This is a genomic window from Paroceanicella profunda (genome assembly GCF_005887635.2).
GTDB classification, from domain to species: Bacteria; Pseudomonadota; Alphaproteobacteria; order Rhodobacterales; family Rhodobacteraceae; genus Paroceanicella; species Paroceanicella profunda.
In genome coordinates this window covers 3,088,555-3,105,570 of sequence record NZ_CP040818.1, presented here as the reverse complement: position 1 = coordinate 3,105,570, position 17,016 = coordinate 3,088,555, and the positions used below count along the sequence as shown (strand labels likewise).

General features: G+C 68.9%; 13 protein-coding genes and 1 tRNA gene. 7 read left to right on the top strand and 7 right to left on the bottom strand.

Annotated features, from left to right (window positions below):
* Positions 1-21 precede the first annotated feature (21 nt).
* A complete protein-coding gene (gene clpP / locus FDP22_RS13850; protein WP_138574536.1) occupies positions 22-651 on the bottom strand; it encodes an ATP-dependent Clp endopeptidase proteolytic subunit ClpP in 630 nt (209 codons plus the stop codon).
* Between the two features lie 221 nt (positions 652-872).
* Between clpP and FDP22_RS13845 the strand changes: the two genes are divergently transcribed.
* Positions 873-1,277 carry a CopD family protein gene (locus FDP22_RS13845; protein ID WP_138574534.1) on the top strand — a complete coding sequence of 135 codons (405 nt, stop codon included), beginning with the start codon at positions 873-875 and terminating at the stop codon, positions 1,275-1,277.
* Between the two features lie 293 nt (positions 1,278-1,570).
* Here FDP22_RS13845 and tig read toward each other — a convergent pair whose 3' ends face one another.
* The 3 genes from tig to FDP22_RS13830 all read right to left on the bottom strand — a co-directional run bounded on the left by tig (position 1,571) and on the right by FDP22_RS13830 (position 4,782).
* Complete coding sequence (tig, locus tag FDP22_RS13840) at positions 1,571-2,902, bottom strand: trigger factor (protein ID WP_138574533.1); 1,332 nt, start codon at positions 2,900-2,902, stop codon at positions 1,571-1,573.
* A gap of 138 nt (positions 2,903-3,040) precedes the next feature.
* Positions 3,041-3,125 (bottom strand) — tRNA-Leu (locus FDP22_RS13835).
* 97 nt (positions 3,126-3,222) lie between these two features.
* Positions 3,223-4,782, bottom strand: coding sequence for an NAD(P)H-hydrate dehydratase (locus tag FDP22_RS13830; RefSeq protein ID WP_138574531.1), 1,560 nt, complete (start codon positions 4,780-4,782; stop codon positions 3,223-3,225).
* Positions 4,783-5,178: 396 nt separating this feature from the next.
* On the opposite strand from FDP22_RS13830, the gene FDP22_RS13825 reads away from it, so the two are divergent.
* The 3 genes from FDP22_RS13825 to FDP22_RS13815 all read left to right on the top strand — a co-directional run bounded on the left by FDP22_RS13825 (position 5,179) and on the right by FDP22_RS13815 (position 8,325).
* The gene (locus FDP22_RS13825; RefSeq protein ID WP_118132478.1) at positions 5,179-5,517 is read left to right on the top strand and encodes a P-II family nitrogen regulator; all 339 of its coding nucleotides are present in this window, start codon (positions 5,179-5,181) and stop codon (positions 5,515-5,517) included.
* Positions 5,518-5,562: 45 nt separating this feature from the next.
* On the top strand, positions 5,563-6,972 hold the full coding sequence (gene glnA / locus FDP22_RS13820) for a type I glutamate--ammonia ligase (protein ID WP_138574529.1): 1,410 nt from the start codon (positions 5,563-5,565) through the stop codon (positions 6,970-6,972).
* A gap of 192 nt (positions 6,973-7,164) precedes the next feature.
* Complete coding sequence (locus FDP22_RS13815; RefSeq protein WP_138574527.1) at positions 7,165-8,325, top strand: S8 family serine peptidase; 1,161 nt, start codon at positions 7,165-7,167, stop codon at positions 8,323-8,325.
* 76 nt (positions 8,326-8,401) lie between these two features.
* On the opposite strand, the gene FDP22_RS13810 is transcribed toward FDP22_RS13815, so the two are convergent.
* Genes FDP22_RS13810 through FDP22_RS13800 form a run of 3 tightly spaced genes read right to left on the bottom strand, consistent with a single transcriptional unit; the run spans position 8,402 to position 11,496 of the window.
* Positions 8,402-9,289 (bottom strand): heme-dependent oxidative N-demethylase family protein, encoded by an 888-nt coding sequence (locus FDP22_RS13810; RefSeq protein WP_239031778.1) that lies wholly within the window; start codon positions 9,287-9,289, stop codon positions 8,402-8,404.
* Between the two features lie 45 nt (positions 9,290-9,334).
* Positions 9,335-10,291: an endonuclease/exonuclease/phosphatase family protein gene (locus FDP22_RS13805; RefSeq protein ID WP_138574526.1), complete on the bottom strand. Its 957-nt coding sequence runs from the start codon at positions 10,289-10,291 to the stop codon at positions 9,335-9,337.
* Positions 10,288-11,496, bottom strand: coding sequence for a class I SAM-dependent methyltransferase (locus FDP22_RS13800; RefSeq protein ID WP_138574524.1), 1,209 nt, complete (start codon positions 11,494-11,496; stop codon positions 10,288-10,290). The genes FDP22_RS13805 and FDP22_RS13800 overlap by 4 nt, the downstream gene beginning before the upstream one ends.
* Before the next feature lie 999 nt (positions 11,497-12,495).
* Here FDP22_RS13800 and parE point away from each other — a divergent pair.
* The 3 genes from parE (at position 12,496) to FDP22_RS13785 (ending at position 16,070) form a co-directional block, all read left to right on the top strand.
* The gene (parE, locus tag FDP22_RS13795) at positions 12,496-14,493 is read left to right on the top strand and encodes a DNA topoisomerase IV subunit B (RefSeq protein WP_138574522.1); all 1,998 of its coding nucleotides are present in this window, start codon (positions 12,496-12,498) and stop codon (positions 14,491-14,493) included.
* A gap of 555 nt (positions 14,494-15,048) precedes the next feature.
* Entirely contained in the window at positions 15,049-15,546 is a 498-nt protein-coding gene (locus FDP22_RS13790; protein WP_138574520.1) for a hypothetical protein, read from the top strand.
* A complete protein-coding gene (locus FDP22_RS13785; protein WP_138574519.1) occupies positions 15,543-16,070 on the top strand; it encodes a hypothetical protein in 528 nt (175 codons plus the stop codon). Before FDP22_RS13790 ends, FDP22_RS13785 begins: the two co-directional genes overlap by 4 nt.
* The last annotated feature ends 946 nt before the right edge of the window (positions 16,071-17,016 follow it).

The window sequence follows — 17,016 nt, the reverse complement described above, 5'->3', positions numbered from 1 at the left end:
CCAAAAAATGACCTCTTTGTGTCAGCTGTCCTCACTCGAGAAATCGCGTTTCTCAACGATCTTGTCCACCAGACCCCATTCCTTGGCCTGCTGTGCCGTCATGAAGTTGTCACGGTCCAGAGCGGTCTCGACGGTCTGCAGGTCCTGGCCGCAATGCTCCACATAGATGCGGTTCAGCCGGTCCTTCAGCTCGAGAATTTCCTTCGCGTGCAAGGCGATATCGGAGGCCTGGCCCTGGAAGCCACCGGAGGGCTGGTGCACCATGATGCGGCTGTTGGGCAGCGAGAACCGCATGTCCTTCTCGCCGGCGGCGAGCAGCAGCGAGCCCATGGAGGCGGCCTGGCCGATGCACAGCGTGGAGACCGCGGGGCGGATGTACTGCATCGTGTCGTAGATCGACAGGCCCGACGTCACCACCCCGCCCGGCGAGTTGATGTACATCGCGATTTCCTTCTTCGGGTTCTCCGCCTCGAGGAAGAGAAGCTGGGCGACCATCAGGGTCGCCATCCCGTCATGCACGGGCCCGGAGAGGAAGATGATGCGTTCCTTGAGCAGGCGCGAATAGATATCGTAGGCGCGCTCCCCCCGCGACGTCTGTTCGACGACCATGGGCACAAGGGTATTCATGTAAACGTCGTAGGGATCTTTCATCGTGCCGCCTGCCTTCTGACTGAGCCGGAAGTCCTTTGGACCACCTTGGGGTTACCACAAGGTTTAGTGGCTGACTCGGGGGGGTTCAAGGGGAGAGCGTGAGGGGTACCGCCGCGTCGCCCGCCCGCAATCGACATGTACAGCCGGGGCGTGCCATAACCCCGGCATCACAACCGGCCGCCGGACACTCCGCGGCTCCCGGCGGAAAGGCCCCCCCACGAATGCTCTACGACATTGCCAAGGCAGCCCATATCTTCTCCGTCCTGCTCTGGACCGGCGGCATGCTTGCCCTCGCCATCGTCCTGCCCGTGGCCTCCGGCGCGCGCGGAGCCGCCCGGGCGGTGCACCGCTGGGACCGCGCCGTCACCATGCCGGCCATGGCCGCGGCCTGGGTGCTCGGCCTCTGGATGGCCTGGAGCGGCGGCTGGTTCAGCGAGGGCTGGCTGCACGGCAAGCTCCTGCTGGTCGTGGTGCTCTCCCCGGTCAGCGGCATGCTCTCGGCGGCGATGCGCCGGGCCGCGGCGGGCGAGATGCGCGCGCTGAACCCGGTTCAGCGCAATGCCGGCTGGATCGTGGCGGGCGTGGTTGCGATCGTCGCCCTGCTGGTCGAACTCAAGCCGTTCTGAGGCGGTCGCCCCCCGCGCAAGGGGCCTGTGGCCCCGGCGGGGGCCACCCCCATCAGTCGATGCCGCGCCCCCCGCCCGGGGGCTCGGCCGACCGCCCCCGCTGGGGCCGGACGGGGCGGCAGGCGATCCTGCCCCCGCGTCCGAGCGGCCTCACGCCGCACGGCCCGCTGCCGCCCCGCATGAGCCTCGTCACATCACGCCCGCCCGCGCTGCCGGACACGAAAAACCCCGCGCCGGCCGGCACGGGGTCTCTTTCGGTCAGCGCGGGCGACTCGGGGCCGCCCGGTTGCGGATCACTCCTCGTCGAGCGACTCGATGACCTTCTGCAGCTCTTCCTTGGTCACGGTCTTGTCGGAGACCTCGGCCAGCTCGACGATGTAGTCGACGACCTTGTCTTCGTAGATCGGGGCCTGGATGGACTGCAGCGCCTGCGGGTTGGTCTTCACGAAGTCGAAGAACTGCTTCTCCTGGCCGCGATACTGCATCGCCTGGCGCATCACCGCCTGGTTCAGCTCGTTCTCGGAGACCTGGACGTCGGCCTTGGAGCCGGTGTCGGCAAGCAGCAGGCCGAGGCGCACGCGGCGCTCGGCGAGCTTCTTGTGCTCGTCGGTGATCTCGACATCGCCATGGTCATGGCCCTGCACCTCGGGGTGCTCCTCGTGCCAGAGCTGATGCGCGACCTGCTGGGCCTCGGCATCCACCAGCGCGGAGGGCAGCTCGAAGGACACCAGCTCGTCGAGCGAATCCATCAGCTGGCGCTTGAGCACCGAGCGCGCGGCGCCCTTGTACTCGGCCGCGAGACGCTCGGTGATCTGGTTGCGCAGGTCCTCGAGGGATTCGGCGCCGAACTTCTTCGCCAGCTCGTCGTCGATCGCCGCGGCTTCCGGCGCCTTCACTTCCTTCACCTTGCAGGCGAAGACGGCATCCTTGCCGGCGAGGTTCGGCGCGCCGTACTCGGCCGGGAAGGAGACCTTCACCTCGACGTCATCACCGGCCTTGGCGCCGACGAGCTGCGCCTCGAAGCCCGGGATGAAGGAGTTGGAGCCCAGCACCAGCGGGTAGTCCTCGGCGGAGCCGCCCTCGAACAGCTCACCGTCGATGGAGCCGGCGAAGTCGATGACCACCTGGTCGCCGTCCTCGGCCGCGGCACCCTCTTCGCGTGGCGCGAAGTTCTGTGCGGAATTGGCAAGGTTCTCCAGCGCCTCGGTGATCGCGCCGTCCTCGACCTCGACCACCAGCCGCTCGAGCTTCAGGGTCGAGAAATCGGGCTGCTCGATCTCCGGGAGCTTCTCGTAGGACATCTCGACCGTGAGGTCTTCGCCCTCCTTCCACTCCTGGTTGGCGACCTTCACGTCCGGCTGCAGTGCCGGGCGGTCGCCGGAGGCCTCGAAATGCGACTTCATCGCCTCGTCGACGACTTCCTGCATGGCCTCGCCGATGACGGACTTGCCGAACATCTTCTTCATCAGCGCCGCCGGAGCCTTGCCCTTGCGGAAGCCCTTCATCTGGAAATCGGCGCGGACCGCGTCGAGCTTCTCGTTCACCTTGGCCTCCAGCGCTTCGGCCGTGAGGGTCAAGGAATAGCCGCGCTTCAGACCTTCGTTCAGCGTCTCGGTGACCTGCATAAAGTGTTCCCTTTTTCTTCGTCTCGTCCGACCGTGGGCCGGCTTGCCTCGGGTCCGGCCGGCGGCCGGCGCTTGCGGTGCGTCCGTCCCTGCCGGGACCGGTCTCGTATCACGTGTCACGGGCCATGGCCGGGAAGCTGGTGCGGGCGAAGGGACTTGAACCCCCACGCCTTGCGGCACGAGAACCTAAATCTCGCGTGTCTACCAGTTCCACCACGCCCGCAGCCTTGCCGGCAGGCGGTCCTGCCGGTGAATTCCGCGCGCCTTCTAGCAGAGCTTTGCCACGAGAGTAAGCGGAAAATACGGCCTCCGGCCCGTCGTCACAGGCCCAGATCGGCCAGAACGCGGGGGATCCGCTCCGGCAGATCCTCCGAGATCAGCCCCGGTCCGAAGCCGCGCGCCGCCTCCGTATGCAGCCATGCCCCGCTCTCCGCGGCATCGGCTGGCGCGAGGCCGCGCGCCAGCAGGCCGGCGATCAGCCCGGCCAGCACGTCGCCGGCGCCGGCGGTCGCCAGCCAGGGCGCGGCACGGGCGTAGCTCGCGTCATTGACCACGCAGGCCGCACCGGGCGCGTCGATCACCGTGTCCGGCCCCTTCAGGAGCACCACCGCGCCGGCCCGCCCGGCCGCGGCGCGCACCGCGTCGAGGCGCGAGACCGCGGGGCCGGTGGTGGCCTCCCCGTCCAGCTTCGCCGCGAGGTCGGGGAACAGCCGCGCGAATTCCCCCGCATGCGGGGTGAGCACAGTGCCGCCCTCCCCCGCCGCGATCGCCGCGAACAGCGTTTCCGGCTCCGCCTCGAAGGCCGTGAGGGCATCGGCGTCCAGCACCACGCCGCGCCCGGCGCCGAGCGCCGCGGCCACCAGCCCCCGGGTGCGCGCGGCATGCCGCGGGCCGGCGCCCAGCCCCGGGCCGAGGCAGAGCGCGGTGATCCGCCGGTCCTCCAGCATGTCCGCCAGCGCCTCCGGCCCCGCGAGCGCGCGCAGCATGATCGCGTCAAGCCGCATGGCGTTTTCCATCAGCGCCGCCGGCGGGCAACCGAGCGTCACCAGCCCCGCCCCCACCCGCAGCCCCGCGCGCGCCGCCAGCCGCGCCGCGCCGCCATGCCCCACCCCGCCGGACAGCACCAGCAGATGGCCATGGTTGAACTTGTGGCCGGACGCGGCCTTCGCCAGACGTCCTACCCCCGCGCGCCCGCCCGGCTGCGCCAGCCGGGCCGCGCCGGCAACGGGGAGATGCGGCAGCCCGATGTCGACCACCTCCAGGGCGCCGCAGGTTTCCGGCCCGAGGCCGAGGTAATGCCCAGGCTTCGGGCTGTGGAAGGTCACGGTGAGATCGGCGCGCAGCGGATGGCGCCCCAGGGCCCGGCCGCTGTCCGAGCACAGGCCGCTGGGCAGGTCCACCGCCACCACGTGCCTGCCGCGCCCCAGCGCGGCGAGCCCCTCGGCGAGGGTGGAGAGAGGCTCGGGAATCGGCCGGCTCAGCCCGGTGCCGAACACCGCGTCCACCACCAGTCCGGCCGCGGCGATGCCCGAGAGATCCAGCGTCGCGAGATCCGCCACCGTACCGCCCATCGCCCGCCAGCGCGCGCAGTTAGCAGCCGCGTCGGGCGGAAGTTTCCGTTCCTCGCCAAGGAGAAACAGATCGATGTTCCAGTTCGTCGCGCGCAGCAGACGCGCGATGACGAACCCGTCTCCGCCGTTGTTTCCCGGCCCGCAGAACACCGCGGCCCGGCCGCGCGTGGCGGTGTCCGGCCAGCGGGCCATCAGCGCGGCCACCACGCCGGCGCCGGCACGCTCCATCAGCTCGGCCCCCGTCACGGCGCCCCGCCCGATCGTCTCGTTCTCCGCAGCCCGCATCTGCGCCGCCGTCAGCAACTCCATGTCCTGCCTTCTCTCCTGCCCGGTGCCCGGGCCGTTCGATCCTGCCCGCGATCGGGGCCATCCGGTCCCGCCGTCGCCGGCCGGCACGGCCGGGCCGGGTCGTCCCGCGCGCTCCGTCCGCGCGGCTGGCGGAAGGCGCCGGCGGCCGGGCCCCGCTGTGGCGCGGGGGTGCATGCATGGCCGGTCTCACCGGGCGCGCGAGCGGCGCATTTTACACTCTGCCCGTGCCTCGGGCAGTTTGCTCAGAAAATCGGCACGTCCGCGGATTTATGCGTTTCCTTCCGCGTCCTCCCGGCTTAACCATTTGAAAGCCCCGCAGCGAAGTGCTCTTCCATCGAATTGTGCGGACGCGCCGGGCCGCTGACGCACCGAAATGTCACGGGAGCTCGACAGACAATGAAAAAGATCGAAGCGATCATCAAGCCGTTCAAGCTCGATGAGGTCAAGGAAGCGCTGCAGGAAGTCGGCGTCCAGGGTCTCAGCGTGATCGAAGCCAAGGGATTCGGGCGCCAGAAGGGCCACACCGAACTCTACCGCGGAGCGGAATACGTCGTCGATTTCCTGCCGAAAGTGAAGATCGAGGTCGTGCTTGCAGACGACCAGGTCGATGCGGCCATCGAGGCCATTGTATCGGCCGCGAAGACCGGCAAGATCGGCGACGGGAAGATTTTCGTCTCCAGCGTCGAGCAGGCGATCCGCATTCGCACCGGCGAGGAAGGCGGAGACGCTCTCTGACCACCGGCGCAGTCCCCGAACGAACAGATAAAGGGAAAACAGGACATGAGCGACACGAAGAACGTGCTCGATACCATCAAGGATGAGGACGTGGAATACGTCGACATCCGCTTTACCGACCCCCGCGGCAGGCTGCAGCACGTGACTGTGATGTCCGACCAGGTGGACGAGGACTTCCTTGAGGAAGGCTTCATGTTCGACGGTTCGTCGATCGCCGGCTGGAAGTCCATCGACCAGTCCGACATGAAACTGATGCCGGACACCTCGTCCATCTACATGGACCCGTTCTACGCCGAGAAGACCCTCTGCGTGCATTGCAACGTGGTCGAGCCGGACACCGGCGCCGCCTATGACCGCGACCCGCGGTCGACCGCCGTGAAGGCCGAGGAATACCTCAAGGCCTCCGGCATCGGCGACCAGTCCTACTGGGGCCCGGAAGCGGAATTCTTCCTGTTCGACAACGTCCGCTTCTCCAACACCATGCAGAAGGTGTCCTACGAGGTTGACGCCATCGACGGCGCCTGGAACTCGGACACCGAGTACGAGATGGGCAACATGGGCCACCGCCCGGGCGTCAAGGGCGGCTACTTCCCCGTGAACCCGACCGATGCCGCCCAGGACATCCGCTCCGAGATGCTCTCGACCATGAAGCGCATCGGCATGAAGGTGGACAAGCACCACCACGAAGTCGCCTCCGCGCAGCATGAGCTGGGCCTCATCTTCGGGACGCTGACCGCCCAGGCCGACGCGATCCAGAAGTACAAGTACGTGATCCACAACGTGGCCCACGCCTATGGCAAGACCGCCACCTTCATGCCCAAGCCCATCAAGGGCGACAACGGCACCGGCATGCACGTGAACATGTCGGTCTGGAAGGACGGCAAGCCGCTCTTCGCCGGCGACAAGTATGCCGACCTCTCCCAGGAAGCCCTGTGGTACATCGGCGGCATCCTGAAGCACGCGAAGGCGCTGAACGCCTTCACCAACCCGGGAACCAACTCCTACAAGCGCCTGATCCCGGGCTTCGAGGCTCCGGTGCTGCTGGCCTACTCCGCCCGCAACCGCTCCGGCGCCATCCGCATCCCCTGGGCCGAGTCCCCGAAGGCCAAGCGCGTGGAGGCCCGTTTCCCGGATCCGTCCGCGAACCCCTACCTCGCCTTCTCCGCGCTGCTGATGGCCGGCCTCGACGGCATCAAGAACAAGATCGACCCGGGTGAGAGCTCCGACAAGGATCTCTACGACCTGCCCCCCGAGGAGCTGGCCGCCATCCCGACCGTCTGCGGCTCGCTGCGCGAGGCCCTGCAGTCGCTCGAGGCGGACATGGACTTCCTCACCGCGGGCGACGTGTTCACCGCCGACCAGATCGCCGGGTACATGGACCTGAAGTGGGAAGAGGTCTACGCCTACGAGCACACCCCGCATCCGGTCGAGTACCAGATGTACTACTCCTGCTGATCCCCGCGCGGATCATGCGGACGGAACGGGGCCCTGGGGCCCCGTTTCTCGTTTCTCGTTTCGCCCCCGGGTGGGTCCGCGGGCCTTGCCGCGCCCCGGCGCCGTCCGGGGTTGGCGCGGGGCGGCCGCATCTGACATGCTGCGCACAGGAAGCGGCCCCGCAGAGGCCCGCACGGGACGGAGAGTCACACCATGCCCCCCAAGGCCGACGACTACATTCATGACCTCGCGCCGGAGGCGCCCCAGGGCGTCTACCCCGAGGCGCTCGCCGCGCTGAAGCGCTCGCGCCGGGTGATGATCGGGCATATCGATGCCGGCATCGCCCCGCACCCCGCGCTCGGCTTCGCGGGGGATATTCCGCCCTCCAACATCCTGATGGACCTCGGCGCCAATCTCTACGACCCGGAGAATGACCCCAGCCCCGTCACGCCGCTGCGCCACGGCTCCGACCCGCTGGCCGCCCAGCTGGAATACCCGGACCACGGGGTGAAGACCCTCTCGGCGATTCTCGGGCACGAGCCGGAGTTCCGCGGCGTGGCGCCCTGGGTGAAGGTGGTGCCCTACCGGGTGTCGAACGGGCCGCTGTTCCGCAACGGCACCGGGCCGATGACACGCTCGCGCGAGGCGACGGCGCTGATCGGCGCCGCCATCGACCAGGCCGTGGCCCTGACCCCGGAAATCCGGGTGATCACCATTTCCATGGGCAACCCGGGCTGGCTGGGGGTGATGGATTTCCTCGTGCGCATCGCCGGCGGCGGCATCGGGATGGACCGGGACACCGGCCGCGCCGTGGACCGCGCCTATGAGAAGGGGGTGATCCTGTGCTGCGCCGCAGGCCAGGTGATCGACCGTGTCGTCTACCCCGCCCGCTACAGCCGCACCATCGCCGTGGGCGGGGTGGACAAGCATGGCGGGCTCTATGACCATTACCCGCCTGAAGGCTATGCCGAGCCGGCGCATGTCGATGTCTGGGCCCAGGCGAAGCGGCTCAACCGTGCCTCCTATCTGCCGGACACCGATCCGCCGGTTCCCGTCTATGCCGACGACCCCCGCGCCGAGGGGGGCGAGCCCTCCGGCACCTCATACGCCACGCCACAGGTTGCCGCCGCCGCGGCCCTCTGGGTGGAGCGCCATTATGACCGGCTGGAGGAGATGTTCGCCGACGAGCGCTGGAAGATCGTGGAGGCCTTCCGCGCCGCCCTGCGCGGCAGTGCCCGCAGCGAGCCGGCCCGGCTGCGCAACGGCAGTTCCGTGCCGGTGCGCGTGCTCGACATCCCGCGCCTGCTCAGCCGGGCCCCGGCCCCGGTGGAGACCGCTCCGGCCGCCCGGGCCGTCGGCCAGGGGTTCTGGTAGGCGGGCCGGCCGCCGCCCGAGCGCCGCGCATCGCCGTTCACATCACGGATCAAGAGCGCGGCGCAACCCGCTCAGTTCATGCGTTTTCCCGGACCGCGCCCTCCGGGAACGTCTCCACCAGCCGGGCGAGCATCCGGTCTCCGCCCTTGTAATCATACTCCGCCGCCGGGAGGGCCCGGAAGGCGGCCATCATCACGCTGCCCTCCTCGGCCGAAAGGCTGGAGAGATGGGCGACGTCGGTCTTCACCGTGAAGACCACCGCGCCGGTTTCGGGCAGGCGGCTGAGGGTCTGGCGTTCCACGCGCAGCCACAGGTCGGGCTGGTCGAAGTTGCGCTGCCGGTTCGCCTTGGAGATCGGCTGGAACAGCTCGGGATAGGTGTGCAGCACCCAGTTGGCCCGCCACAGCGGCCGGCCCGGGCGGATGGCGTCGAAGAAGCGCTGCACACGCCGGGACAGCGTCTCCTCGTAGAAGCTCACCGGCTCATGGATGGCCAGCAGCCCGCGGCGCATCTTCTCCTGCAGCGACCAGCGCGAGGGAAAGCACAGCACGCCGCCGCCGAGGTGGTGTTCGGCCTCCTCCTCCCGGCGTTCGAGCACGAGGAAATCCTCCTGCACCAGCCGGCCGATGGTGGCGAGCGGGCCGTTGGCGGTGAGGTCGATCTCCGCGCCGTCGGGCCGGGTCACCCGGTCACCGCTGCGGGTGTAGCCCGGGTCCGCGGCGATGGCCGCGAGCACGGTCTCCAGCAGTTCGCGCGCGGCAGGCAGGCCCCAGTCGGCCTGCTGGACCACTTCGGCGCGCCGCTCACCGGTGATCAGCCCGTCGCGCACCGCCATCTGCGCGGCGAAGGCGCTGTCGCGGCGCAGCCAGGCGGCCGGGTCCAGCGGCTGAACCCCGGGCGCCGTGGCGGTGCGCGCATCCATGAACGGCAGAATCGGCAGGCGGTCGAGATGCGTGGGATCCATGGGATGACCTTCGGACAGGGGAGCGCCGCCACCCCCGGCGGCCGCTCAGCGGAACAGGGCGCGCACCGGACGGTGGTCGGACCCCAGATCCGGACCGACCGAAACACCCCCGACCGCGAGATCAGGATGCGCCAGCACATGGTCGATCGGCAAGGGCAGAAGGAACTTCGGCTTGAAAAGCGTGAACCCCAGCCCGCCGACCCGCCGCGTGCCGCTGGCCCGGGCCACCCGGGCCACCGCTTCCGACCAGGGCAGCGCGTTGAAATCCCCCGAGATCAGCACCGGGCGTTGCAGCCCCTCCAGCAGCGGCTCCAGCGCGTCGAGCTGCGCGGATTGCGTATAGGGCCAGGGCCAGCGCAGGTGGAGGGAGGCGATGGTGACGGGCCCGTCCGGCCCCTCCACCCGCGCCCAGGCCAGGCCCTCCTGCTCGGCGCAGCCCAGGCTGCCCTCCTGCATCGGCAGGCGGGTGAGCACGGCGGTGCTGATGTAGCCGGTGAAGCGGCAGACCATCTGGGTGGGATAGCGGCCGCGCAGGTTGGCCAGCACCCGGTCGTTCTCGGAGGAAACTTCCTGAAGCGCGATCACGTCCGGGCTCTCGGCGGCGATCCAGCGCTCCACCGCGGCCGGGTCGCGGTTCGCGAGGTTGAGGTTGAAGCTCAGCAGCTTCAGCCGGCCGGAGCCGGAGGCGCCCGCGTCGGCGCCGGCGTCGTTCAGCGCATAGGGCAGCACGCCGGCCAGGGACACGAGGAAGGCCAGCGCGCCCAGGATCCCCGGCCAGCGCGCGCGCAGCATCATCGCGCCGGCCAGCAGCAGCAGCCCCGCCACGCCGCCTTGCATCCGGAACACCGAGAGCGAGTCGAACGCCGGGTGGTACGCGCCCAGGAAGCCCAGCCCCAGCGCGCCCAGGTCTCCCAGCGCCAGCGCGCCCAGCAGCCAGGCCGCGCCGCCGCGCCCGCGCCGGGCCCCGCCCCGCGCAGCGCCGTGCCCCGGCTCTCCGCTCATCCGAAGGTCCGCGAATAGTTGAGCTTGTTGAAGCCGGTGAGCCCGGCATGCACCGGCGCCCAGGCCTGTGCGAAGGCAAACCAGTCCAGCCCCGCGGCGCGTGCGATCTCGCTCAGCGGCCGTCCGTCCACCAGGGCGATCAGCCGGGCCGCCGCGCCGGGCAGCCGCACAACGTGCTTCACCCCGGCATAGTCGATGGTGATGGCGCCGCGCCGCGCCACCGTCTCCGCCAGCGCGCGGGCCGGCAGCCCCACCAGCCGTGGCACGGCAGCGGGGGTGACCTTCGCCAGCACGCTGCCGGCGCGCGCGGCATGGGTCACGTAGGCCACGTGCAGGCGGATGTCGCCGGCCAGTTCCTCGGCCAGCGCCATGCGCTCCAGCGGCGCCAGCGCGGCCACGCGGGAGGCCAGCGCGGGGTCGTCCGGCAGGTAGCGCAGCGGGTCGTAACGGGCCGGCTCCAGCATGGAGACCAGCCCCAGCCCCGCAGTCTCCAGCGCCGCGCCGAGATCGGACACGGAGAAGGGCACGTCGCGCGCATGCAGGAGCAGGTCGTAGAGCCCGGCGTCGGAGACGCGGTGGTCGGAGACGAAGCGGTTGTGGCGGAACCAGTTCGCCTCCGGCAGCGCCTCCAGCACTCGGCGCGCGAGCGCCGGTTTCGCCGAGGGGGCATCCCCGCCGAGCAGCCGCCCGAAGGCGCTCTGCAGCGCATAGACCCCGGTGCGGCCGTATGGCGCGTAGACCATCAGCCCCATGCCGCCCTCCGGGGCGAGGGCGCGGGCCAGGGCGTCGAACCCCTCCTGCGGCCGGTCGAGGTGGTGGAGCACGCCGCAGCAGTCGATGTAGTCGAACTGCCCCAGCGCCGGGGCCTCCTCCAGCGGGCCGGTGACGAAGCGGATGTCCAGCCCGCGCAGGGCGGCGCGCTGTTCCGCGATATCGCGCGCGGCGCGCGAGGGGTCCAGCCAGGTGATCTCGGCCGGGCAGCCGGCATCGGCCAGAAGCTGCGCGATCTGGATGGTGCCGTCGCCCGTTCCGCCGCCTGCGGCGAGCACGCGGAACGGCTGGCGCCAGTCACGCGCGCCGCCGAACAGGAAATGGTCGATCTCGCGCGGGGCGGAGGGTGAGCCGGTCACCAGCCGCCGCGTCTCGTCCTTCGGGTTCCGTTCCGGATAGGGAAAGGTCTCGTACTGTTCGGATACCGGGTCCATGCCTGCCCTCGAAATCCGGCCGCCCGGGGCCGGGCCCTGCTGCCGTGCGCCCCCTCATCCGACGCGCCGGGGGGCGATGTCAACCGGCACCACGCCGCGCCCCTGCCCGCAGCGCCCGCGCCGCGGCACGATGCCCGCGCCGGCCCCCGCCCGCCGTTCCGCCACGCGGCACCTGCCCGCGCCCCCGACCCCGCTCCACGGCCCCGGGCGCGAGCCCGGCTCCACGCCTTGGGCCCCAGCCGCGCTCCGCGCTCCGGTCACCATTCCCATTCCGGGCTGCTGTCACCATCCGCGCTCCGCGCCGCGGTCACCATTCCTTTTCCACGCTTCTGTCACCATCCCTGCTCCGCGCTGCGGTCACCGCCCGTGTTCCGCACGGCCGTCACCATCCCTGCTCCGCACTCCGGGCATCCAGCCCGCTCCGCACCTCCGGGCACCATCACCGTTCCAAGCTGCGGTCGCCCCCTGTTCCACGCTCCGGGCAAGGTTGCTGCCCGGCGCCGCGCGCAGCGACCGACACGCGCACGGGCAAGGGCAAGGGCAAGGGCAAGGGCAAGGGCAAGGGCAGTGTGCCTGGTCACCGGGCACGGGCAAGTGGGGGGAGCAGCGGGCGTTAGCTCCGGACGGTGGCACTGCGGGGGGACACCGGGCGCGGGCACTGGGCGTGGAGGCCTGGCGCAAGCGCGGGGCGCAGATGCCGGACACCGGCGGAGGGGGCGGACACCGGGCACGGGCCGGGCCTTGGCAATTCCCGCCGCCGCGGGCCGGCGAGGGAGGCCCGCGACGCGATGCGCGCATCCCCGCCGGGCGGAAATCCGGCGGCCGGACAGTCCCGCGCGGCGCCGCTTCCGGCGGGGGAGCGGGCCTTTCCGCGGCCAGACGGCGAGCGCGGGCCGTCAAGCGGATGCGGTTGGCGCACCGCACCCATACCTGATATTGAACCTCCACCGCCCCGTCTGCTCTACTGCGGACCCAAGGCAAGAACGATTCGAGGACAGTATGGCAGGTACCACCGAGCCCGCGGACCTTTTCCAGGACGATGCGGCACAGACCGCCTATGACGCTTCGTCCATCGAGGTCCTGGAGGGTCTCGAACCGGTCCGCAAGCGCCCCGGCATGTATATCGGCGGCACCGATGAGCGCGCGCTGCACCATCTCGTCGCCGAGGTGCTGGACAACTCGATGGACGAGGCCGTGGCCGGCCACGCGAACCGCATCGAGGTGGAGCTCACCGCCGACGGCTGCTGCACCGTGCGTGACAACGGCCGCGGCATTCCCGTGGACCCGCATCCGAAATTCCCGAACAAGTCGGCGCTGGAAGTCATCCTGTGCACCCTGCACGCCGGCGGCAAGTTCTCCGGCAAGAGCTACGCCACCTCCGGCGGGCTGCACGGCGTGGGGGCCTCGGTGGTGAACGCGCTCTCCGACAGCATGATCGTGGAAGTGGCGCGCAACCGCGAGCTCTACCGCCAGAGCTTCTCGCGCGGCGTGCCGCTGGGCCCGGTGGAAAAGGTGGGCGCCGCGCCGAACCGCCGCGGCACCACGGTCACCTTCCACCCCGATGCGCTGATCTTCGGGGAAAGCGCCCGGCTGAAGCCCTCCCGGCTGATCGGCATGGTGCGCTCGAAGGCGTATCTGTTCTCCGGCGTGGAGATCCGCTGGAAATGCGCCCCCTCGCTGATCGGCGAGAAGGACGACACCCCGACGGAAGCCGTCTTCCACTTCCCCGGCGGCCTGGCGGATTATCTCGCCGAGCGGCTGGAGAAGGCCTCCACCTACAGCGACAAGCCCTTCGCCGGGCGGGTTCAGTTCGCGGAGAAGTTCGGCAAGGACACCGCGGGCTACGTGGAATGGGCGATCAACTGGACCCCCTCCATCGACGCCTTCGTGAACTCCTACTGCAACACCATCCCCACGCCGCAGGGCGGCACGCACGAGTTCGGCTTCTGGTCGGCGGTGCTCAAGGGCATCCGCGCCTATGGCGAGCTCACCGGCAACCGCAAGGCGGCCAACATCACCCGCGATGACGTGATGGGCGGCGGCTGCGCGATGATCTCGGCCTTCATCCGCGAGCCGGAATTCGTCGGCCAGACCAAGGACCGGCTGGCGACCACGGACGCGCAGCGCCTCGTGGAACTGGCCGTGCGCGACCATTTCGACAACTGGCTGGCGGGCGATCCGAAATCCGCCGGGGCCATCCTCGACTACATGGTGCTGAAGGCCGAGGAGCGCCTCGCCCGCCGCGCCGAGAAGGAGACGGCGCGCAAGTCCGCCACCAAGAAGCTGCGCCTGCCGGGCAAGCTGGTGGACTGCTCCACCTCCACGCGCGACGGCACGGAGCTCTTCCTGGTGGAGGGCGATTCGGCCGGCGGCTCGGCCAAGATGGCCCGTGACCGGCGCAACCAGGCCCTGCTGCCCCTGCGCGGCAAGATCCTCAACGTGCTGGGCGCCGCCTCCTCCAAGCTCACCCAGAACCAGGAACTCAACGACCTGTGCCAGGCCCTCGGCGTGGCCCCCGGCTCGAAGTTCCGCCTCGACGATTTGCGCTACGACAAGATCATCATCATGACAGATGCGGACGTGGACGGCGCGCATATCGCCTCGCTGCTGATGACCTTCTTCTTCACCCAGATGCGGCCGCTGATCGACCACGGCCACCTCTACCTCGCCTGCCCGCCGCTGTTTCGCATCACGCAAGGCGGCAAGTCGGTCTATGCGCGCGACGAGGAGGAGAAGGACCGGCTGCTGGCCGAGGGTATCGGCGGGCGCGGCAAGATCGAGATCTCGCGCTTCAAGGGTCTGGGCGAGATGGACGCGAAGGACCTGAAGGAAACCACGATGAACCCGGCGCGGCGCCAGCTCATCCAGGTGACCATCGACGAGGACGAGCCGGGCGAAACCGGCGATCTCGTGGAGCGGCTGATGGGCAAGAAGCCCGAGATGCGCTTCCAGTACATCTCGGAGAATGCCCGCTTCGCGGAAGTGGTGGACGTCTGACCTCCCCTGTCGCGGCGGCACGCGATGTGCCGCCGCGACCAGACAGCGGCTGCAGGCTCATGCGGCGGCGGCAGTGCGTGCTCCGCTCCCCCACCGATCATGCACACGATCATCCCTGCCGCGGCACCCCCACTGTCGCGCTTCCCGCCGGCGTTGCGGTCTCTCCGCGTGGTCTCGCCTCGCCCCTTCCGCAACCTGCCCGCCTGACCCCGGCAAGGCCCGCTGCATCGACTTCCGCTCCGCCGGCGCCGGCCCCGGGGCGCTGCCGCTGCGCCGGGCACCGGCCCCTGGGCGCGCGTGGCATGCAGCCTCCGGGCTCTGGGCGCGGACGGCTTCGCGGCGGTGCCGGCCGGGCCCGCCACGTTCCGGCCTGCCATAGTCGGAGGCCGGGTCCCCCGGCGCGTTCCGCCGGTCCGCCGCGCGCCGGATGCCGGTGCCCGGGCGGCTTCACCCGGACCGTCTGTGGTGCGGATCACAAGGGCGTGGCGCCGGATGTGGTGACATGCAGGCCATCCGGGGCTATTTGCTGTCCTGTACCCATGTGTGGAGACGACCATGAAAGCCTATCTCGCCGTGCCGCTCGCCGTGCTCGCGCTCAGCGCCTGCTCCGGGCAGAGCCTGGTCTACAACAACGACTTCCGGCCCAGTTTCGCCGCTCCGGGCATGGTTCCGCTGGGGGGCACCCAGCCGGTGGAGATGCACGGAACCCCGCCGCGCGGGCTGTCGGAGGCCGATTTCGCCCGGCTGATGAGCGCGCCTCCGGGCGTCCAGTACACCAGCTTCACGCCGGCGGACCCCGGGCCGCGCGCCTGGCGCTTCGTGGTGTCCTTCGGCCGCGACGCGAACACCGCGCTCTGCGAGGAGGCGGCGCCGGGCGACAACCCGGACGTGCTGGCCATGTCGCTGTGCAACGGGCCTGTCCAGGTGAGCCGCGCCTCGCTGCGCATGACGCCGGACAGGCCCCTGCAACAGCAGATCGACCAGTTGATGTACGTGCTGCTCACCCCGCCGAACGACTCCCCCGATGACCGGAATGTCTGGCGTCGGACTTGAGACGCGCCCTTCTGGCCCTGACGCTTCTGCTCGCGGGCTGCGACGACCCCGACGGGACCGTCGTCACCCACGTGATCCGCGACGTCGGCTATGATCCGAGCATCTTCAGCGCCGGCGGCGTGGCGCTGGAGATCCACAACACTCCCTTCGAGGGGATGAGCGAAGGCGATATCGCCGGGCTGATCGCCCTGCCCTCGGGCATGGCGCGCGACATCCGCATGCCGCTTGTCGCCCCCGGGCAGGCCGGAGCGCACCAGCCGTTCCGGCTGGTGCTGGTCTACAACGGCAGCGCCGGACCCGCCACCCTGCGAGGCGCCTGCACCGCGGATGGCCCGCTCCCCGCCCGCCCGGCCGCTGCCACCGGCTACACGGTGCATGCCGTGGTCTGCCGCGAGGAGAAACCGCTGCTCTCGGCCTACATGAAGGCCACGAAAGTGGCCGCCGGAGACCGCGAGGCGATCACCCGCTCCATGCGCGCGCTGTTCCGCGCCATGGGCCTGGGAAAGGGCGAAGACGAGCGCTGAGTGCCCGCCTTTCATTGCGGCGCTCCTCCCGTCCGCGGGAAAGGGCTGCCGGTCAATCCTGACCTTCAGCCAGGCAATCCGGCTACAGTTCATCCTGAATAGAATGAGGTTTATAAATGTCTGAGAATTTGATTAAATTCGAGAATTTCAGCATAGCAGATGATCAAGATTGGGTGGACGATATGCTATTCCTTCGTGCTGACGTTTATTTTAAATTCCTCTAAGATAAGGTAACAATTTCAAATTTCGACATACTTCTATTTATAAAAAATTTCATTTTTTTGATTATGAATAGTGCACATTTTGATTATAATCTTATTTCAAATAATACATTAAAATGAAACCAATCAGGAACAGAGCTTTAAAATTACGAAGTATGCATCGGGCATACATGGAGAAAGTGTGTCCGGAATATACGCAAATTTGGAAGATGGTATTCATCCTTTCCGATGCCCCCGATCTCAAAAGGTATTGGAATGGTATTCTGGCGATTTCGCTAAATGCATGAATCTTTGAAAACAATATACATCCGTCTGATTTATGTAACGTCCGAATTTTCAATCGAACGGGCAGATTTGATGATTAACAATTACAGTAAACATTTTCTGATAGAAAATAATCAATTCAGATCCTGATTTATCTCAACCTTCTTTCCGCACCCCGTTCGGGGTGGACCGAACTGTCACGGATCTTTCATCCGGCCGCGACCGGAGCCCGGTTGGTGGTCATGCCGATCGGCGCAGGGGGAGCAATCGCTCGACACGCGGAGCTTCATTTCGCGTATCGGGTAACCTCGGCAATCTTCCCCGTCTTGCGTCGTGGCGGCAGGCCGCGCGAGCGTGAGGCGGCCTCATGCTGCGCGCAGAAAAGAGTCCTCGCGACAGGGAGGCTCCGGGCCGGTGGCCGGGAACGGACTCCGGGCCGTGGTGTCCCCCGCTTCGGAACG